Here is a 21,146-nt window from a genome sequence, read left to right as displayed (position 1 = left end):
TATTTCTTTTTCTTCTTCTAAATAAAATCTTTTTTCAATAACTTTATTTTTAAAAATAGGATATCCTTGCTTATATAATTTTAATTTAGAAAATAATACTATAAAATTAAGATATTATTTATAATAATGTAATAAAGGTGATCTCTAAGAATTAGAAATCACCTTATATATTATAATTTTATTTTCTTTAAAAGATCCTTTTTTATATACCTTAATATAAATGACACGTATATTATTGTCCCTGCCATAAATGCTGTATCAAAATATATATCTGGCCTTATTAAGCTAAATGGTAGCAATATTAAACTTGGAAGTGTTGCTGCATAAACAGATAATGAATACATTGCTGATGCCTTCATTCTTAACCCCATTATCATTCCGATTATTATTGAAAAAGCTGCTATTATTAAGCAATTAAGTAAGTATGTTGTGAAGTATTGGAATATTGTAAATCCTACTGTAATCGGAAGTATAACAACCGATGCAAGTTTTAATTGTTCGACAATAGTTTTATTAGTATATTCTCCTGTAAATGCATCTTTATATAATATATCTTTATTAACTCCTCCTGAACCTAATTTAATTCCATCTTTAAGAAGTAATATATACATGTCTCCATGAACATATGCATCCTTTAATCCTTCTGCTTGATTTAAATCTTTATTACTATCTATATAAACAACTATATTATCTTGATTAAATTTAACTGGACTATTTTTCATTTCTAATATTCCATTTTTTATTGAAAAATCATACTTAGGTTCATTAAGTTCTATGATACCTTCATTTATATTATTTTTAACCCTAAATCCCATGTATACACCTTGTATGCCACCGATTATAAGACTTAGGATAAGTGCATATAATATAGCTTTACCAAGTCCATATCTTACATATTCCGAAAATTTTTCTATGTTATATATATTATTTTTTAGCTTACTAAAAAAACCATCTCTCTTCACGTTCTCTACTCCTTTAAACTACTTTTCTGTAATTATTTTTTCCTAAATCCTCTTTAACTATAGTAACATACTCAATTACATTATTAAATGTTTTATGTTTAATATTCCAAAATTTGGTCAAGTATTAAGATAAATATTATTTTAGGAGGGATCAGCTTGTCAGATATGAAAGAACTTAATAATACACCAGATGAAAATATAACCAATATACAAAAAGATAATGCCTTACAAGAAGATAAACATAATATTAATGATTCAAATGAACCTATTAATGAGGACAATCTAAATGAATTAGAAGATAGATTTTATAAAAGGTTTAATCCTAGAAAATTAATTCCAGCATTAATAATTATTATATTTATAACTGCAGGTATAGTAAGTTATCAAGCTTATCAATATAAATCGCTAATGGCTACCTTTAAAGATAATTTTGATTCAAGCAATTATTCAGAAGCTAATAAATATATTGTAACTTCAGGAAATTCTAATATATTTAAAACATTCTTTTTAGAGGATGATTTAGAAACTTATTTTAGAGTAAAAGCAACAGATCTAAAAAATAAGATAAGTCTAAATGAGATTTCAAAAGATGATGCTTTAATAGTATTTAATGAAATGAATAGGTATGATCTATTGAGCACAGATTTACAAAATGATTCTTCTGTTTTATCTCAAGGTACAAATAACGATACTCCCCTATCTAAAGGTATCTCTGAGTTTGAAGATGGTAAATATGAAGATGCAATTGCAACATTACAAAATGTCCCATCTAGTGATCCAAGCTATCAAAATGCTACAAATTATATAGCTAAATCTAAAGAAAAACTAAAAGAAGATCTTCTAAAAACAGCTAATGACTATGAAAAAAAAGAGTATTTTACAGCTGCTATTAATTTAATAGAAAGTAAGCTTAGTTTACTTTCTAATGATAAAGATTTAGTTAAAAAAATTGAAGATTTAAAGACTTCTAAAGATAATTATCTAGCAAGTCAAAAATCTTCTGCTGCCCCAGCGAGTTCTTCACAATTAGTTAGTGCAATAAATGCAGCAAACATAAATTCATTAGATATTGAAAGCTTAACTGATTATCTAATATATGTAGATACTACATCTCAAACCACTAATGTTTATACTGGTTCAAAAAATAAATGGAACTTAAAGAAATCAATGAAATGCTCTACTGGTATAAAAGGGAAAGAAACTCCATCTGGTGTTTATACTATTCAAAATAGAGATGAATGGTTTTTCTCAGAAAAGTTTAATCAAGGCGGTAAGTATTGGGTCCAATTTGATGGAGATTATCTCTTCCACTCACTACCTTATGATAAAGGTAAGCAAAATGTTCTTGATACAACATTAGGTACACCTGCATCACATGGATGTATAAGATTATCATTAACAGATTCTAAATGGCTTTATGATAATGTAACAAAAAGCACTAAAGTAATAATTAAGTAGTCCCTTTATGTTTTAAATACCTTATCTATTAATTTATAATATAGATAAGGTATTTTAATATTATAGGAGGAAATTATGAATATAAATATTCCTGATAAAGTTAAATTTATAATAGATACATTTTATGAAAATAATTATGAAGCGTTTATTGTAGGAGGCTGCATAAGAGATTCTTTACTTTTAAAAGACCCTAAGGATTATGATATTGCAACTTCTGCTACACCAACAATAACCGAATCACTTTTTGACAAGACAATCCCAACAGGTATCAAACATGGCACTATAACAGTACTTATTGATAAAGATCCTTTCGAAGTTACAACATATAGGGTTGAAGGTAAATATAAGGATAATCGAAGACCTGATGAAATCTCTTTTGTTACAGATATTAAAGATGACCTTTCAAGAAGGGACTTTACTATAAATGCCTTTGCTTATAATTCTAGAGAAGGTCTTAAAGATTATTTTAACGGACTAGAAGATCTTAAAAATAGAATTATAAGAACAGTGGGTAATAGTGATAAACGATTTAATGAAGATGCTCTTAGAATAATGCGTGCTATAAGATTTTCTGCTCAATTAAATTTTGAAATTGAAGAAAATACTTTAAATGCCATTAAGAAAAATAAAGAGTTACTTAAAAATATAAGTGCTGAAAGGATACGTGATGAACTTTGTAAGATATTAATATCCGATAATCCACGAAAAGGACTTATTCTTTTAAGAGATTGTGGAGTTTTAAATATAATAATTCCAGAATTAATACCACTTATAGGTTTTAATCAAAGAAATAAATATCATCATGAAGATGTATTTAAGCATACACTATCTGTAGTTGAGAATACTCCAAATAATTTAATATTAAGACTTTCTGCATTATTTCATGATATAGGAAAACCAGATTTTTTCTTTATTGATGATGATGGTAATGGAAGGTTCTTTGAACATAACAATATTAGCGAAGAAATTACTGAAAAAATATTAACTAGATTACACTTTGATAATAAAACAATTAAAACTGTATGCATTCTTATTAAAGAGCATATGAATGTTTTAGATAATCCAAGTAACGTGGCAATAAAAAGGCTTATAAATAGAGTATCAGTAGATAATATTCACTTACTATATTCTCTTCAGGAAGCAGATATAAAATCACTTAAAATTCCTGACGAAGCATTATCTAAACTTAATATTATGAAGGATAAAACCAAACTTATTTTAGAATCAAAAGCTCCAATGTCTACTAAGGACTTAGCTATAGATGGAGGTACATTAATAAGCGAATTATCTCTAGTCCCTGGAAAAATTATTGGAGATACACTTAACCATATTCTTCAATTAGTTCTGGATGATCCCGATTTAAATAATAAAGATATTCTATTAAGAGAAGCGAAAGAATATCTAAAAAATCTAGATAATACAAAATAAAAATCTTATTAATAAAAATAATAAGGTTGTATTAGAGCTAAATTAATCTAAATAGGCCAAAGAAAGAGCTTAACTTAGAAATCTAAGTTAAGCTCTTTTTTTAAATACATATAGTTTACTTAATATATAATTTAATATAATAACAATAATATTTATTATAATCTTACTCGCCATATCTTCTATATGAATAACCGATACAAACAAATACATAAGTCCCATATCTAAGACACCTGTTGCTCCTCTTGATATAGTAAAATCAACTAATTCTTTAGTTACTACCTTTAAACTATAATTTCTACTATCAAATACATATATTTTATTAGTTACAAATGCAAAAATTACAGAAGCTATCCATGCTATTATGTTACTTGCCATTAATCCAATTCCAAATAATCTTGTACATAAGAAAAAGCTTATGATATTAATTGCTGTAGTTAATACGCCAAATACTATATATAATATTTGTTCTTTAAACTTATTATATAATCCAATAAATTTCTCCAACATAATTTCCTCCTAAAAACTCCTTAAGAACTACTCTACATTAATCTATAATATCATAACTCTTTCTTTTCATCATATTTTATTTAAAATTAAATCTCGATTTCCTCTTCTGGATAAAATAGATAAAGATATCTACTCTTTATTTTTTTACCTGTTATTTTTTCTAATGCTTCAGTATAATAATCAAGCTGAACCTTATATTTCTTCTTCATCTCTTCTTCTATATTATCTTTAACATAATCAGTTTTATAATCTACAAGAACTATCTCTCCATCCTCTTCAAAGAAAAGGTCTATTACCCCTTGAAGTCTTACTTTCTCATTAATTGATTCATCTGATAAATCCTCTTTTACTTCTTTAGCACTTATACTTGTGTAGAATGGTAATTCTCTATGAACCATCCCCCTATCTTTGTATACCTTTAGTATTCTCTTTCCTATTTCACTTCTAAAGAAATTAAATATTTTAAATGGATTAACAGCCTTAAATTCATCCTTAATCAAAAGCTCATTTTGGACCATTTCTTCAAGTTGTAATTTTATTTCCTTTAATGAATCTATTCTTTCATAATCTATCTTTTGCATTACAAAGTGAACTGCTGTACCTTTTTCAGCTCCTGATAATCCCTTTTCTTCTTGAAGGAATCTTGGCTTTAAAACAACCTCTTCTTTAAATAATCTTTCCCCACTATAATCGACTTCAGCCTCATATCCAGCCTTTTTTAAATCTGAAACAGAAAAATTACTTTTAATAGTTGTTGATTCTTTAAATTTGTATCTATATCCAAGTCTTCTTTCTATTTCTTTATCCACAGTTTCTTCTTTGCAATTTATAAACAACTCATCATCAATAGAAATTTCATCCACAACCTCTAATTTTTTTTCCACAATTATATCATTTCTATCCCATAATTTAACCTTCCATGTGGATAAGTCGTCTTTAGCTATTTCATTTGATACTCCTATTCTTTCCCTAATTACCTCACCATCTTTATGTTGGCAAAGAGCCATTCCAATCCAATCTAAATAACTTTTCCCCTTAAATACTTCAGCTGGGGATATTCTTTTTTGTTCTATGCTTGCAGATTGAAACCACTTTTCCACAGCTTTATCTATATCACGAGTAGCTCCAGTTATAATTAATTTCTCTTTTGCTCTAGTAAATGCAACATATAATATCCTCATTTCTTCAGATAAAGTTTCCAACCTAATTTTCTTCTTTATAGCTTCCTTAGGTAGCGTTCCATAACTAATTCTCTTTTCTAAATTTATATAATCTGGACCAAATCCTAAATCATCATGGTGAAGAATTGAATTATTTAAATCCATTAAGTTAAATTGTTTTCCAGCTCCAGCTAAAAATACAACAGGGAACTCTAATCCCTTACTTTTATGAATACTCATAATTCTAACTACATCTTCATTTTCACCTAATATTTTTGCACTTCCCATATCTCCTGATGATTTTCTGAGCTTATTTATGAAATTTATAAAATTAAATAGACCCTTAAAACTAGTTTGCTCATATTGCTTTGCCCTTTGGAATAGTATCTTTAAATTTGCCTGTCTTAATACTCCATTTGGCATAGCACCAACATATCCATAGTAAGCAGTATCCATATATAGATACCAAATAAATTCATCTATTGGCATGTATACAGATTTATTTCTCCACTTATCAAGGTAATTAACTAGCTTATCACACTTACTTTTAAGTTCATCGGTAGCCTCTTCTTCATCTTTTGAAATAGAAATTATATTTTCATAGAAATATTTATCTCTATTTATCATTCTAATATCACTAAGTTCTTCAGCTGTAAAGTTCATAAAAGGTGATTTTAATACTGCAATCATAGGTACATCCTGAAGTGGATTATCTATAATTTTAAGAAGTGACATTATAGTTCTAATTTCTATTGATTCAAAATATCCAGAACCTGTATCTGCATAAACAGGTATCCCTTCTAATCCTAATTCATCTAAAAATATTTCTGACCAGTTTTTTGTTGCTCTTAAAAGTATTACTATATCTTTATATTTAAGGGGTCTGTACTCTCCTGTATCTTTATCTAATACCCTAAAATTCTTTTCATTTTGCTGTGACATAAGTTCATTAATCCTTTTAGCTACAACTCTAGCTTCTAAGTTTATTGAATCTATATCTTCGTCATCTTCTATTTCATCTAAATCTCTAGTATCATTTTTATCTAATATATGAAGTTCAATAGGTCCACCTGCATAACACTTATCTTCTTTCACTTCTTTAAAACTTGCACCTAAATTTAGAGATTCTTCATCTGTATATTCAAGCTCTCCAACACTAGTTGACATAACTTCTTTAAAGATAAAATTAACTCCATTTATAACTTCTTCTCTACTTCTAAAATTCTTATAAAGTTGTATAACTCTATCAAGACCACCTTCTTCTTTAGAATAAGTATTATACTTTTCTAAAAATAACTCTGGCTTTGCCTGTCTAAATCTATATATACTCTGCTTAACATCTCCAACCATAAATACATTTGGATTATTAGTACTCTTTCTTGATACAAGATTTATAATAGCCTCTTGGACATTGTTTGAATCTTGATATTCATCTACTAACACTTCATCAAAGAATTCTCTAAAATTCTCAGCTACTTTAGACGGCTTTATCTCTCCATCTTCATCTTCTTCTATAAGAATCTTTAAACATAAATGCTCTAAGTCATTAAAATCAAGCATATTTCTTTCTTTTTTACTCTCACTAAATCTCTTAGAAAAATCTAATGTGATTTCTACAAGCTTTTTCATAAATGGATATGAAGCTTTTATTCCATCTAAAGATTCCTCTGGAGTCATAGAAAATACTTCATCTTTAAGCTTTCCTATCTTTTTCTTTACTTGATCTCTAATGCCCTTAACTAACTCTTGTGCTTCTGGATCACTTACATTATTTTTTCTTATAGATTTAAGTCTTCCAAATGATACCTTAGAAAGCCCATTATAAATATCATTAAGCCCTTCATTTAAACCATCCTTTAAGTTAATAAGTGCTGATAATTCGTCGTTAAATACATCTAAGTATGGTTCTATTCCTTTAGTATTTGATATAACATCAATCGCTTTATGATACATATTTATAAAGCTATCAACTTCCATTCCTATATCATTTTTTAGCACTTTAACCCACACTGTATCATCTAGTTCATCCAAAGATTTAATATTAAATTCTTCAGCCTTTTCCTTAAGCCATCTTCCTGGCCAAGGTCCACTCATTGAGAATCTATATAAACCTAATATTATCTCTTTAAGTTTCTCATCATCCTTACTTCCTGAGTAAGCTTCAACTAAATTGAAAAACTCTTTATCATCATTTTCATATAAGTCCTCAAATAACTCATCTATGATTTCATTTTTTAATAGTGTACCTTCTGTCTCATCACCGATTCTAAAGGCAGGATCTAAATCTATAGTATGGAAGTTATTTTTTATAACATCTAAACAAAAGGAATGCATAGTTGTTATATTGGCTCTACTTAAAAGTGTTAATTGTCTTTGAAGGATTTTAGAGCTAGGGTTTCTTTCAAGCTCTTTTGTTATTGCAGCAGCTATTCTTTCTCTCATCTCTGAAGCCGCTGCACTTGTGAATGTAACTACTAAAAGCCTATCTATATCTATAGGATTCTCTATATCTGTTACAATCCTTATAATTCTTTCAACTAATACAGCAGTCTTACCTGAACCTGCTGCAGCTGCTACTAAGAGATTACATCTTCTAGTTTTTATTGCTTCCAATTGTTCATTGGTCCATTTTGTTTCTCCCATTACTATCCTTCCTCCTCCCCTTTAACTTGCTTCTCAATTTTTTGCCATACCTCATCATCACTCTTCTTTATAATAAGCTTATATTTATTATCTTTTATACTAGTATCAAACTGACATATAGCTGAGTAATCGCAATAATTACAATATACTCGTTGACTATTTTTAGTTGGCTCTATTTTTATCTTTCCACTTAACATATCAGTACAAAGCTCTATCATCTTCATATTTACATATTCTCTTAGTATGTTAAATTGCTCCTCTGTTGCAACAGAACTTCTTGATGAAAAATCTCCATCTTTTTTGAAACTAGCCGGAATTATAAGAGAATATGTTTCCATAGTGTTATCCATTGCCCTTACAAGCTTAGCATCCTTTAATATAAGACCATTCATTTTAAGTCTATCTAAAACTTGCTTTTGAATTTCTTCATCATCTAATCCTTTATTACTCTTTATTATAGGGTCATCTATTTTAAAATAAAGTATTGCACCTGGTACAGCACCTGTATTTAAAATATGTTCTGAATTTCTAAGTAGCGCATCTAAGTACACTAATAATTGAATTTGAATTCCATAATATAATTCTGTTAAGTCAAACTTCTTAGCTCCAGATTTATAATCTATTACTCTAAGATAAGTATTACCATCCATATTTAATGTATCAATTCTATCTATTCTACCAGTTAGATAAACTCTTTCTCCAGTAGGTAAATCAAGCTTTATTGGCTCTCCACCATCCATTGATCCAAATTCAAATTCATTTCTAAATACTTCGAATTCTCCTCTTTTCATTTGCTCCGAAATAATTGATACTGATTTTGTAATAACTCTTTTAAATCTATCAGTAAAGTACTTATATCTCTTTGTACTATTAAGTATTGAATTAGCATCTTCTTTAAGTTTCACATCAATTAAACTTCCAACTATTTCTCTGCATTTTTCTCTATTTAATTCTGACCATGTTAATTTTTCTTCTTTAACTTTATTAGTAAACTTATCTAATATTTCATGCATAAATGAGCCCAAATCTGGTGCAGAAAACTCATATATCTTTCTATCTTTAGCTTTCAATCCATATTGAACAAAATATGAAAATGGACATTCCGCATACTTTTCAAGCCTTGAAACACTAAATCTTAAATTGCCATTTTCATTTTGGTACAGTTTCCTAATCTTTTCTCTTGGAATAACCTCTCCTGTGTTGGAATAATCTATACCTTTGAATATTGTACTAGTCTTCTGTTCAAAACCTTCATGCTTCATATACCAGCTAAATACATCTCTCCAATAACCATCAACTTCTTCTCTATCAGCCTGCTTTCTAAGTGCTAATATAAGTTCATTAAAGGTTGGTACCGGAGTTGTTATTTTATTAAATTCATCATATTTTTGAGGGTAATTGAATATATCACTCTCTTCTTTTAAATTGCTAAGAATTCTTTTTAACCTAGGTATTATAATTGATGGTCTAAGGGACTTACCTTCAAAATCTGCCATAGGATAAGTAACCATTAAATATCTACTTGGTATAGTAAGTGCAGTATAAACCATATACTGTTCTTCAAATACCCTTGCCTTAGTTGTTGATGCAAGCTCTATTCCCATATCCTTTAATATATCTCTATCTCTATCTGATAGTATCCCTTCATCCTTACTTGCCCCTGGTAATACCCCATCATTAACTCCAACAATATAAAGTGCCTTTACTTCTCTTCCCTTAACTCTTGCAATATCACCTATATTAACTTGATCTAAAGCAACTGGTATAACACCTATCTCCTTAGTTTCAAATCCTGCATTTAGGACCTTATAAAACTCTTTTGGTGATACCTCATCATCTCCAATTACATCGACTGCTTGATCTAATATCTCCATAACCATTGATGGAACTTGCTCATACTCTTTAATTTTCCCCTCTAGGCCTTCTTCACTAAATGTTTCTATCCACTCACCTATTCTATTAAATACATCTAATTCTAGTAATAATTCATATATAGCAGTACAGACTTCTCTAACAGATTTCTCACCTTTTATTTTTTTATGGAATGTCATAAGAGGTGCTCGTACTTCTTCCATTATTTCTTTTATTAATAACTCATCTTGATTCTCATAAACATCCTCACTCCCAAAATATCCATCATTAACTTCTGCCGTAGTCCATCTGTATCCTTTCAATCCATGAGCTAATATATAATTCTCAAGAATATCAATGTAGTTCCTATCAATTTTTATAAGTCCACTTTTTAAATACTTAAATACACTTTCATATGACCAATTTTGTATAAAAATCTCAAAGGCTGACATTATTAATATAACTAATGGATTACTTAAAACTTCTATCTTTTTATCTAAGAAGTATGGTATATCATATTGATTAAATACTACAGAAGTTATCTTCTCGTATGCTCCAATATCTCTACAAACAACCGCTATATCTTTATATCTATATTCTTTATCTCTAACTAACCTAATAATGTCTTTAGCTATCATATCAATTTCATCATAACTATTATTAGCTTTATATAATCTTACATCTTTATTTTTTCCACTATAAATTCTAAAAGGATAAGTAAAGAAATGCTTCTCTATATGCTTTAATTCCTCACTATCTTTAAATCTGTAAGGATATTCCTTATTTAAATTTATAGGCTCTAAGTAACCTATGTTATTTTCCTCCATAAGCTTAATAATTCTATTTTCTGTACTCTTTAATGCATTAAATATATCTGTTACTTCAGAGTCTTTTCCATTACCTGACTCATCCATACATAAAGTTATATTTATTTTGCTTGCACTAAAGGCTAATTCTCTAATCACATCAAGCTGTTGTGGAGTAAATGTTGTAAATTCATCAATCCATATTTCCGCACCTTCATAAATATTACAACCTTTAAGCTTATTAGCTAGTATAGTAAGCTCATCATCTCCATCTATTACATTATTTTCGATTCTTCTATTATATTCATTATAAAGATCAGCTAAATCATTAAGCTTTTCTTTTAATTCTTCATCTTCAGCTCTCTCCGCTCCATCTAATAATACTTCCTGGGAAATATTATACTTTTTAAATTCCGTAAGAGTTTTTGATACTATATCAATAAATCCTTGTTGTCTAGCTATCTTATTAAAGTACTCAAGTTCCTCACCTTTTTCTTGAAGAAGCTTATAAATAAGCATACTCTTTCCTTCATCTTTCATATTTTGATGAACTCTTCCGCCACATTCATCAAAGACTCTTTGTGCCATACTCTTAAAGCTTAAAACTTGAGCTCTTAAAAGTGCCCTTTCTCCAGCTATATCTAAAAGTTTATTTTCTGTTTGGAATGTATATTGTTCTGGAACTAATAATATTAACTTATTTTGTTCTTTATTATCTAATTTTTTTCTTATCTGGTCTAAGCAAAATCTACTTTTTCCACTTCCTGCTCTCCCATAAATAAATCTTATTCCCATAACTAAACTCCTATTTCTTTAATTTACATATTTTAATTATATCCTAATTACATAATTTATCTAACAAAATAATTTAATATATAAAAAAAGCACCTAACAAAAAGTTAGATGCTTTATGGCGGAGAATCCGGGATTTGAACCCGGGCGCCAGTTGCCCGACCTACGCCCTTAGCAGGGGCGCCTCTTCAGCCACTTGAGTAATTCTCCAAGTGCCTTCTATATTAAAAAATATATGTGGCGGAGAGAGTGGGATTCGAACCCACGGTACCCGTGAAGGTACGCCGGTTTTCAAGACCGGTGCCTTAAACCAACTCGACCATCTCTCCGTATCAAAGACATTTACTATTATAGCAACAAGGTAATATACTGTCAACACTTTTTCTAAAACTTTTTTTCATAATAATAAAATAGTAAAGACACCAAGATAAATCTTAGTGTCTTCACTTAATATATTTTAATCACTAGGCTCTATTTTAATAAAGTTAACTATAAAATATAAACTGATTATGTGCTCTTGAATCTTAAATATTAAAATCATTATGCAAATTTATATTTTACATATCACTCTATACTTTTTATCAGTTTTATATTCTTCATTAATCAACTTATTTTTATATGGAAAAAACCTGTTCTTACGAACAGGTTATGCTCTCTGGCGGAGAGAGTGGGATTCGAACCCACGGTACCCGTGAAGGTACGCCGGTTTTCAAGACCGGTGCCTTAAACCAACTCGACCATCTCTCCATGCGAAATACAAGTAGAATTATATCAACATATATTTTTTATGTCAACTAATTTTCGAAACTTTTCCTAAAAAAACTTTTATTGCTGAATATTCTATTAAATAAATACTAGATATCTTATGTATAATTTATAAGATATCTAGCTAATATTCTTTAATTTATTTATATGAGTCTTCTAAATATAAATTTATATATACTTATATAAATTAATTACTTCTTTTTTTCTTATAAAGACCTCCTATTATTATTACTCCTAATGCTACTATTGATATTATACTCCCTAAACGTAGACCTTCAGGAACAAATTTAAACTCAACTTCATGTACTCCAGTTGGCACATTTACTCCTATTAATGAATCAAGTAATTTTATTTTTGGAACTTCCTTACCATCAATACTAACAGTCCATCCCTCATCATATGGAATTGATGTGTATAACACATTTTTTGAATTAGATGATTTTACAGTTCCCTTTATATTAGTATTACTAAAGTAACTTATATCATATTTATTTTTAGACATCTCTTTATAATCTTTTTCGTAATTATTTATATTTAAGTAATAAAAATATTGATTTTTTATATTAAATTTATCTCCTTTAAGCTCAATTTTAAAATTCAATTTCTCACCAATCTTTTGCTTACCTAAAGGTATAATTTTATAATTATTAGATGAAAAATATGTTAACTTATTATTGTTAATATATATTTGTGCTTCATAAGCTTTATTAGTTTGAATAAAGGCATATAAAGGACCACTATTTCGATTCTTTATAGTAAATTCTATATATGCTGGCTTATTCTCATTTTTTTTAGTATACTCTTTATCTCCATTTATATCTTTAACATTTAAGTTCGTTAATTTGACGTTATAATCATCTATTTTATAATAATTATTTCCATCATTATCCTTAATCATAGAATCTACTATATCCTCTTGTAACTTAAATGGATTCTTTTCATCTTCTACATTTAAATTAACAATATTCTTATTTACCATAAAACCTAATGGAAGATAATAAGGATTTTCATATACGTTTATTCCATTATCATTCCCCAATAGCTTATAATAATCATTATATAAGTTTTCCTCTCCCTTTTTAGATAATATATATTTAGCATCTAATAATGAATTTGATATTATTGTTGAAGTCATACCATCCAAAAACCAAACATCATTTGCTATATATCCCATTTTACCTAAAAAATCTTTTACATATACCTTATACATTGAGCTAAAGTGAGATAATCCATTATAATTTAAAAGCATAGGGTCATTAATATTATATCCAAAACTCTTACTTACTCTATAAAAACTATTATCTTTGCTTTTTATATCACTTAAAATATTGTTTAGCTCTAAATTATATTCTACAAATTCACTTCTTTTAGCATAGTCTAATCTCATATTTATCTCTAATGCATGTATCCCAAGTTCTCCAAGCATTAGTATAATTATAAAAAATGTAAGTATATTATCTAAGCTCATTTTATTTTTATTAATTATAAGTAATATACAGTACACTATTGCTAATATTGTACTTACTATAATATTAAAGTTTGATAGATAAACATAATTCATTTTAAACATAAACAATGACGTTATGCAGATCAATATTAATGTTATTAATATTGATCTATTTGATGTGTTCTTTATGTTTATATAAGCCTTGTATGCTAGTAATATCATAAAAAAACTAAATATAAATGAATACCTATACGGGAATCCAACAGGCTTATTGAATCCATGCCATATATAATCAATTTTATTTACATAAAAGCTAACTAATAAAATTCCAACAACTATAATTGAGCAAATTTTTTCTCCTCTTTTTATGCCTTTATTAAAGAAATATAGTATAAATAAAATAGCTATAAATATACCACAATATATATTAGGTAAACCCTTTAATATATCATTATTAACTAATCCATTTATATAGAATTTAGATACTATATCATATATTTTAAAATTTGAATGTATTGGCGCTGAGAAAAATTCAAATTTAGCTTTTCCACCTGATAGTGCATATACAGTTGGTATTAATACAAATGAACTAAGAGCTCCACCTAAAATAGAGCCTAATAAAAAGTATTTAATTCTATTATAAATAACTAGTTTAGAAAATTTTTTTTTATTATACGTATTTTCTACAGCAATTTTATATATAAAATATATAACTGAAAAAATACATATTATAAATCCTATATAAAAATTAGTTATTATGCTCAGTGCTAAAGTAAATATATACAGTAAAATTTTCTTATTATTTACAATATTATTTATACCAAGTAAGACTAAAGGAAGTAATATAACTCCATCTAACCACATAATATTTGATTGATACATCGTACTGTAAGCCATCAGTGCATAAGCTGATGAGAATATAATCGAAAAATATCCAAACTCTTTAAATGATTTTCTTAAAAATATTGATAATGTTAATCCACACAATCCTATCTTTAATAAAGTCATAACTAAAATAGCTTCGGTAATCATTTCCTTAGGAAATAACAATAAAATTATATTAAATGGGCTCATCATATAGTAAGCTGTAAGCCCAAACATATTTCCACCCATCTCCTTTGTAAATGAATATAATAAACTCCCGTCACCTAATAAGGCATTTCTAAAAGCACCAAAATAACTTATATATTGTCCTCTTAAATCTCTAAATAATAATGTTTTATCACCAAAGGGATATATTTTAGAAATAGCATAAACTATTATCATTATTATTATAGGAATTAAAAATGCTAGTAAGTATATGCTTACATTACTTTTTTTATTTTTTTTCATTTTTTCGCCTCCACTACTATATATTATTATCCATAATATTACATTTAATTCATTATCATCGAATTATATTATAATATTTATTAATTGAATAATACAACCATTTATATTATAATTATTGGAAATTTATCTTTTAAATGAAATCGGAGGAATTTTATGAATTTATATATTTCAGATTTAGATGGGACCTTGTTAGATAGCACTGCTAAGCTTTCTAACTATACAAAATCCAATCTACAAAATCTTATAAAAAATGGCTTGAACTTTTCTATTGCAACAGCAAGAACTCCAGCAACGGTTGTACCTATATTATCAGATATTGATATCAGGCTACCTGTAGTCGTGATGAATGGTGCTGCAATATATGATATAGAAAATAATAAATATTTAAAATTTAATCCTATTTTACCTAATCCAGTAGATAAAATACTATCTATATTATCAGAAAACAAAATTTCTGCATTATCATATACACTTTGTGATAATCATATAAACGCATACTATGATAAAATTAACAATCATGTTGAAGAAAAATTTATAAAAGATCGAGCAGGAAGTCCTCATAAAACCTTTATAAATGCTTCTTTGCCTAAAGATTCAAATGTTCTATATTTTTTACTACTAAATAAAAAAGATATTGTAATGAATATATATAATAAAGTAAAAGATATAGAAGATATATATGCTATTGCTTATAAAGATGTTTATAACGAAGGTTTTTATAATCTAGAAATATATAGTAACAAATCTTCAAAAGCTAATTCCATAAAAGAAATCATGAGCCTTTTTAACTTCGATAGATTAGTCTCTTTTGGTGATAACTTAAATGATATTCCTATGTTTGAGATATCTGATGAATGTTATGCAGTAAAAAATGCTGCAAAAGACATAAAAGACTTATCTACTTCTATAATTGACTCAAATGTTAATGATGGAGTTGTTAAATACTTAGAATCATTATCTTTATAAAATTATTCATACAAAATAGCAGGGATTTATTAAATTCCTGCTATTCTGTATATAAATTTATATTACTTTATTACATCCACACCCATATATCTCTTTAAAACGTCTGGTACTGTAACAGTTCCATCTTCATTTTGGTAGTTTTCAAGTATAGCTGCTACTGTTCTTCCTACAGCTAATCCTGATCCATTTAATGTATGAACGAATTGAGGCTTACCCTTTCCGTCTCTAAATTTAATATTAGCTCTTCTAGCTTGGAAATCCTCAAAGTTTGAACAACTTGAAATTTCAACATATCTATTGTAACTTGGCATCCAAACTTCTAAGTCAAACTTTAATGCTGCAGTAAATCCTAAATCGCCCTTACATATTCTAACTTTTCTATATGGTAATCCTAGCTCTTCTAGAACTTCTTCAGCATCTCTAACTAACTTTTCTAATTCATCATATGAATCTTCTGGTCTTGAGAATTTAACCAATTCAACTTTATTGAATTGATGTTGTCTTATAAGACCTCTAGTATCTCTACCTGCTGATCCAGCTTCTGCTCTAAAGCAAGCTGAGTAAGCAACATGCTTTATTGGAAGGTCCTCTCCATTTAATACTTCATCTCTATACATATTAGTTACTGGTACTTCTGCCGTTGGTATTAAGAAGAATCCATTATTCTCTACTTTAAATGCATCATCTTCAAATTTAGGTAATTGGCCAGTTCCAGTCATACTATTTCTATTAACCATATAAGGAGGTAATATTTCAGTATAACCATGATCATCTGAATGTTTATCCATAAAGTAGTTAAGAACAGCTCTTTCAAGTCTAGCTCCTAATCCTTTATAGAATGTAAATCTTGAACCTGCAACCTTTCCGCCTCTTTCTGCATCAAGTATACCAAGGTCTGTTCCTAAATCCCAGTGAGCCTTTGGTTCGCCTTCAAATACTCTAGTTTCCCCCCATCTCTTAATCTCAACATTATCAGCATCAGAGTCCCCTTCTGGTACTTGTGGATTTGGTATGTTTGGAATTCTAAGCATTATATAATCCATTTTCTCATTAACTTCAGCAAGCTTAGTATCATGTTCTTTTATTTCATTTCCAAGCTCTTTCATCTCAGCCATTATTGGAGCTACATCTTCTCCAGCCTTTTTAAGCTTTGGAATTTCCGCTGAAACTTGATTTCTCTTACTCTTTAATACTTCAACTTCACTTAAAATATTTCTTCTTTCCTCATCTAATTTAACTAATTCATCAATAATAGTTACATCAAAATCTTCTCCTCTGTTAGTTAAAGCTAACTTAATTTCTTCTGGATTATTTCTTATTCTTTTTAAGTCTAACATTTCTATTTCCTCCTAAAATCTATTTAATCATTTAATTTTTTACATATAAAAAGAGCCTATTATCCCTAATACAGGGACGAATAGACTCCGCGTTGCCACCCTAATTGATAAGAAAATTTTCCTTATCCTCTTAATAAATTTAACGATTCACACCGTACTGCTTGTGTTCACAGTCCCTCAAAGGTGGATTCATGTTAATTAAAACTATCAGTTTACACCAACCACTGACTCTCTTAAAGCCTAATTAAAATTACTTATCCTTATCATCGGTTTAAAGTATTTTATACGATTATCTCTAATATATTACATTCCAAGCTTCTTTGTCAATATTTTACTCAATATATTTGTTACTCATTATCTATTCTTTTACTACATACAATATCTATACCTGTATTTAATATATTTTTACATATAATATCTCCAGTATTAATAGGTGTACTTGCATATATTCTCCCTATAACTTTAGAAAACTCTTTCCATAAAGCTATATCAACCTTATCACTACTCTTTACAGGTACAACCTTATGCTTAATATCTCCTTTAATTCTCACAACACTAGTGAAAATATCTTTCTTACCCAAAAGTATTCCTCCCTAAACTAGACCTCATCAAATTCCTTTATTCTTCCTGATACAATTTTAGAATCCTTTGAATTTCTAACTATATCAGTTGGGCTTTTATCCATTTCCCTTGCCAATATATTTACTATTTTTCTAATACAATATGATCCATGGCAATTACCATATCCAGCTCCTGTTCTTTTTTTAACTCCCTCAACTGTTCTAGCACCAAGTGGTCTTCTAATACAATCTACAATTTCGCCTTCACTTACTTTATTACATGCACATATAATATTTCCATATCTTCTATCTAGATTTATTATTTCATTTATTTCATCCCTATTTAAATTTTTAAATCTATAAAATTCTCTTCTCTTATCAACAAAATTTTTCTTTAATGTAGAATTCATTCCGTAGACTATATCATTTCGTATACTCTGCGCAATAGCTGGCGCTATAGTTACTTTACCATAATGCTTACCAGTAACTCTTATATATCCATCATCGAATTTACTATTATCAATAACCATTTCGTCTCTTTTATATACTTCTCTAATCATTTCACTAATGTCTTCCTTAGTTACGCTAGGTACGATACATTTACTAAAATAAACACCCTTATTAGTATCTAATACATTTGTATTCTTAACACCAAACATAGTACCACCATTAATCATAGGAGAACTTATAACAAATGTTTGCTCATCAATAACATTAACAACTATCTTTTTAAGACTATTTTTAATTTTATCCTCAGCTAAAAAGTAGTTCATTTTCTTTTGAATTATTTCCTCTGATTTTTCTTCTATCCTGTTATTATCATAAACATATATTTCGTCTGGAATAGTATTTATAACTACCTTACATTTAAATTTATTTTTGCTTGTAATTACATCAAATCCCTTAGTTGTTTTGGTAGTTATTTTAGATATATTTAAGACTTCCTCTTCTAGCCTAAAATTAACCCCGTTATCAGCCGCTACTTCTGCATATGCTATTGATAAGTGATAAGGGGCTATTATAGCTGTATTTTTTGAATATAAAGCCTTTTTTACCTCTATATCTAAATTAGGCTCTATCTCTTTTATTTCACTATCATTAACTAATTTAACTCCAGATATACCTCTATCTTTTGCATTTAAATACATTTCCTCAAGCTTAGCACATTGTGCATCATTAGTAGCTATTCTAAGAGAGCCTACTTTCTTATATGGAATTTTAAATTTCTCACAAGCTTCCCTAATAAGACCGCTCCCTATATTCTCAAATCCAGCCATAACTTCATTAGAAGTTTCTGACCCATCATATACAATAGTAGTATTTACTACAGCAATGTCATCTGCAACATCATATCCTTTTTCAATTAATGCTATATTAAGGTTATACTTTGAAAGCTCATATGCAACAGCGCATCCAACTATTCCTCCACCTAGTATCAATACATCATAATCCATACTTTTGATATACCTCCATATTTAAAGTGTAGTCATTTAAGAAACTACAAACCCCTTATCTTTTAACTCTTTCTTTATCAAATCCATATTAACCTCATCATCAGCCGAAATGGTATGTATGTGAACGCCATTTGTTAATACTGATAGCGGCTTAGCATGGTTATTCTTATATTTATCTACAAAGTTATTTATATCATTCAAATTTTTTATCATTAGCATAGCTTTTATTTCTCCATACATAGGATGTTCAACAATTACATCTTCTATAATTCCGCCATACTTTATAACTATCTCCAATTCTTCTCTAATACTATCACTATCATGAGACACTGCAATTATAGATTTAACTCTATTTTCTTCTTTAGCTATAATGTACCCATCTGGAGTAGCTATAATCTTATTTCCTCTTGCCCTTAATATAGCGATGTCCTTAACTATTATCTGTCTAGTAACTCCATATACTTTGGCAAAATCAGTACCTTTTATAGGACCATTATTTTCTATTAATTTTAATAAAATATCTTCTCTTCTTTTCTTTGAATCCATTTTTCTCTTATATATCCTCCTTAAATAATTTTAGCATCCTTAATTTTTGTTATCACACTCTCTTATTATTTTAAGATATATATTATCTTCTGATTCTTCAGACTCTTTATGGTGCTTCTTTACTACTTCTAGGAACTCATTATCATATCTATATAAGTCCTCTAATATTCTAACACCTTCTTTAGGATGATTATAATACACATCTATTTTTTTAATATTAGTATAATTTCTAAGACTTCCTTTAGTGAACTTATCCAATATTACCATTATAGACTTATCCATTACATTTAATGATTTTATAGTCTTTCCTACATCATGTAAAAGAGCCACCTTTGCTAATTTATTCTTATTAATATCTATATTTTCTTTATTAACTTTTTCTAATGCATCATTACAAACTCTAATACAATGTTGCTGTTCGGATACATTTAATCTATTAAATATTTCTATTTCTTTTTTGTTTAAATATTTTTTTATTAGCTTATTGTCTATACTTTGCCATCTAGAAGTTACATGCCAAAAAAATTGTTTAACTCTATATATCATTTTTAATTCCTCAAAACTTTAAATTCATTAAAAATATTTTATTTCTTACTTTATAATATCATTTAGATTATATCTTATCAATTTTATATAAACAAAAAAAGCTATGAACCTAAGTTCATAGCTTTCCACCTATTTGGTGGAGATAAAGAGATTCGAACTCTTGACCCCCTGCGTGCAAGGCAGGTGCTCTCCCAACTGAGCTATACCCCCAAAATGGTGGACCTTCAGGGACTCGAACCCCGGACCTACCGGTTATGAGCCGGTTGCTCTAACCAACTGAGCTAAAGATCCAATTGGACCTGGCAACGTCCTACTCTCCCACACAGTCTCCCGTGCAGTACCATTGGCGCTATAGAGCTTAACTTTCCTGTTCGGAATGGGAAGGAGTGTTTCCTCTATGCCATCATCACCAGATTTCAGATTGTTCTCTGAAAATTGCACATGAATTTTTGTTGATCGTCTTTTTTATTGGTCAAGCCCTCGACCTATTAGTATCAGTCAGCTGAACATATTGCTATGCTTACACCTCTGACCTATCAACCTTGTGTTCTTCAAGGGGTCTTACTAGCTTACGCTATGGGAAATC

Annotated in this window: 13 protein-coding genes, 5 tRNA genes, 2 rRNA genes and 1 other annotated feature; of the genes, 3 read left to right on the top strand and 17 right to left on the bottom strand. The window is 28.4% G+C overall.

Translation table 11 applies throughout. The annotated features are described in order from the left end of the window. Positions 1–170: 170 nt before the first annotated feature. A complete protein-coding gene (locus tag K5V21_RS10605) occupies positions 171–962 on the bottom strand; it encodes a DUF1189 domain-containing protein (protein WP_221861230.1) in 792 nt (263 codons plus the stop codon). A 165-nt stretch (positions 963–1,127) separates the two neighbouring features. Here K5V21_RS10605 and K5V21_RS10600 point away from each other — a divergent pair, with 165 nt between their 5' ends. Together K5V21_RS10600 and K5V21_RS10595 are read left to right on the top strand one after the other, a co-directional pair. Then, a complete protein-coding gene (locus tag K5V21_RS10600) occupies positions 1,128–2,420 on the top strand; it encodes a L,D-transpeptidase (protein WP_245000702.1) in 1,293 nt (430 codons plus the stop codon). 75 nt (positions 2,421–2,495) lie between these two features. Next, positions 2,496–3,848, top strand: coding sequence for a CCA tRNA nucleotidyltransferase (locus tag K5V21_RS10595; protein WP_221861228.1), 1,353 nt, complete (start codon positions 2,496–2,498; stop codon positions 3,846–3,848). An 87-nt stretch (positions 3,849–3,935) separates the two neighbouring features. On the opposite strand, the gene K5V21_RS10590 is transcribed toward K5V21_RS10595, so the two are convergent. The 7 genes from K5V21_RS10590 to K5V21_RS10560 all read right to left on the bottom strand — a co-directional run bounded on the left by K5V21_RS10590 (position 3,936) and on the right by K5V21_RS10560 (position 15,151). After that, a complete protein-coding gene (locus tag K5V21_RS10590; protein ID WP_221861227.1) occupies positions 3,936–4,355 on the bottom strand; it encodes a GtrA family protein in 420 nt (139 codons plus the stop codon). A gap of 86 nt (positions 4,356–4,441) precedes the next feature. Further along, positions 4,442–8,158: a helicase-exonuclease AddAB subunit AddA gene (gene addA, locus K5V21_RS10585; RefSeq protein WP_221861226.1), complete on the bottom strand. Its 3,717-nt coding sequence runs from the start codon at positions 8,156–8,158 to the stop codon at positions 4,442–4,444. A 2-nt stretch (positions 8,159–8,160) separates the two neighbouring features. Further along, entirely contained in the window at positions 8,161–11,610 is a 3,450-nt protein-coding gene (gene addB / locus K5V21_RS10580; RefSeq protein ID WP_221861225.1) for a helicase-exonuclease AddAB subunit AddB, read from the bottom strand. A 116-nt stretch (positions 11,611–11,726) separates the two neighbouring features. After that, a tRNA-Ser gene (locus tag K5V21_RS10575) sits at positions 11,727–11,817 on the bottom strand. A gap of 28 nt (positions 11,818–11,845) precedes the next feature. Beyond that, positions 11,846–11,936 (bottom strand) — tRNA-Ser (locus K5V21_RS10570). Positions 11,937–12,263: 327 nt separating this feature from the next. Beyond that, positions 12,264–12,354 (bottom strand) — tRNA-Ser (locus K5V21_RS10565). Between the two features lie 205 nt (positions 12,355–12,559). Then, complete coding sequence (locus K5V21_RS10560; protein ID WP_221861224.1) at positions 12,560–15,151, bottom strand: YfhO family protein; 2,592 nt, start codon at positions 15,149–15,151, stop codon at positions 12,560–12,562. A 153-nt stretch (positions 15,152–15,304) separates the two neighbouring features. On the opposite strand from K5V21_RS10560, the gene K5V21_RS10555 reads away from it, so the two are divergent. Then, a complete protein-coding gene (locus tag K5V21_RS10555; RefSeq protein WP_221861223.1) occupies positions 15,305–16,117 on the top strand; it encodes a Cof-type HAD-IIB family hydrolase in 813 nt (270 codons plus the stop codon). Between the two features lie 62 nt (positions 16,118–16,179). Here K5V21_RS10555 and serS read toward each other — a convergent pair whose 3' ends face one another. The 9 genes from serS to K5V21_RS10510 form a co-directional block, all read right to left on the bottom strand. Next, on the bottom strand, positions 16,180–17,454 hold the full coding sequence (gene serS / locus K5V21_RS10550) for a serine--tRNA ligase (protein WP_221861222.1): 1,275 nt from the start codon (positions 17,452–17,454) through the stop codon (positions 16,180–16,182). A 69-nt stretch (positions 17,455–17,523) separates the two neighbouring features. Continuing rightward, positions 17,524–17,730: a binding site (T-box leader), on the bottom strand. A 71-nt stretch (positions 17,731–17,801) separates the two neighbouring features. Next, positions 17,802–18,035, bottom strand: coding sequence for a DUF1667 domain-containing protein (locus K5V21_RS10545; RefSeq protein WP_204594231.1), 234 nt, complete (start codon positions 18,033–18,035; stop codon positions 17,802–17,804). Between the two features lie 17 nt (positions 18,036–18,052). After that, complete coding sequence (locus K5V21_RS10540) at positions 18,053–19,468, bottom strand: NAD(P)/FAD-dependent oxidoreductase (RefSeq protein ID WP_221861221.1); 1,416 nt, start codon at positions 19,466–19,468, stop codon at positions 18,053–18,055. A gap of 36 nt (positions 19,469–19,504) precedes the next feature. Beyond that, entirely contained in the window at positions 19,505–20,014 is a 510-nt protein-coding gene (locus K5V21_RS10535) for a transcription repressor NadR (RefSeq protein WP_221861220.1), read from the bottom strand. A 39-nt stretch (positions 20,015–20,053) separates the two neighbouring features. Beyond that, positions 20,054–20,560: an HD domain-containing protein gene (locus K5V21_RS10530; protein ID WP_221861219.1), complete on the bottom strand. Its 507-nt coding sequence runs from the start codon at positions 20,558–20,560 to the stop codon at positions 20,054–20,056. Positions 20,561–20,694: 134 nt separating this feature from the next. Continuing rightward, positions 20,695–20,770, bottom strand: a tRNA-Ala gene (locus tag K5V21_RS10525). A 4-nt stretch (positions 20,771–20,774) separates the two neighbouring features. Beyond that, positions 20,775–20,851: transfer RNA gene (locus tag K5V21_RS10520), tRNA-Ile, on the bottom strand. Positions 20,852–20,857: 6 nt separating this feature from the next. Beyond that, positions 20,858–20,974, bottom strand: a 5S ribosomal RNA gene (gene rrf / locus K5V21_RS10515). A gap of 54 nt (positions 20,975–21,028) precedes the next feature. After that, positions 21,029–21,146, bottom strand: a 23S ribosomal RNA gene (locus K5V21_RS10510); the annotation flags it as partial.

It is taken from the genome of Clostridium sardiniense (genome assembly GCF_019753795.1).
Taxonomy (GTDB): Bacteria; Bacillota; Clostridia; order Clostridiales; family Clostridiaceae; genus Clostridium; species Clostridium sardiniense.
Note: the sequence above shows the minus strand (reverse complement) of the source record. Positions and strands in the feature narration are given on the sequence as shown.

Excerpts from the sequence above, each read along its gene's own strand:
- addB (WP_221861225.1), bottom strand. The coding sequence starts at position 11,610 with ATGGGAATAAGATTTATTTATGGGAGAGCAGGAAGTGGAAAAAGTAGA.
- K5V21_RS10530 (WP_221861219.1), bottom strand. The coding sequence starts at position 20,560 with ATGATATATAGAGTTAAACAATTTTTTTGGCATGTAACTTCTAGATGG.
- addA (WP_221861226.1), bottom strand. The coding sequence starts at position 8,158 with ATGGGAGAAACAAAATGGACCAATGAACAATTGGAAGCAATAAAAACT.
- K5V21_RS10555 (WP_221861223.1), top strand. The coding sequence starts at position 15,305 with ATGAATTTATATATTTCAGATTTAGATGGGACCTTGTTAGATAGCACT.
- K5V21_RS10560 (WP_221861224.1), bottom strand. The coding sequence starts at position 15,151 with ATGAAAAAAAATAAAAAAAGTAATGTAAGCATATACTTACTAGCATTT.
- K5V21_RS10540 (WP_221861221.1), bottom strand. The coding sequence starts at position 19,468 with ATGGATTATGATGTATTGATACTAGGTGGAGGAATAGTTGGATGCGCT.
- K5V21_RS10590 (WP_221861227.1), bottom strand. The coding sequence starts at position 4,355 with ATGTTGGAGAAATTTATTGGATTATATAATAAGTTTAAAGAACAAATA.
- K5V21_RS10595 (WP_221861228.1), top strand. The coding sequence starts at position 2,496 with ATGAATATAAATATTCCTGATAAAGTTAAATTTATAATAGATACATTT.
- serS (WP_221861222.1), bottom strand. The coding sequence starts at position 17,454 with ATGTTAGACTTAAAAAGAATAAGAAATAATCCAGAAGAAATTAAGTTA.
- K5V21_RS10535 (WP_221861220.1), bottom strand. The coding sequence starts at position 20,014 with ATGGATTCAAAGAAAAGAAGAGAAGATATTTTATTAAAATTAATAGAA.
- K5V21_RS10600 (WP_245000702.1), top strand. The coding sequence starts at position 1,128 with ATGAAAGAACTTAATAATACACCAGATGAAAATATAACCAATATACAA.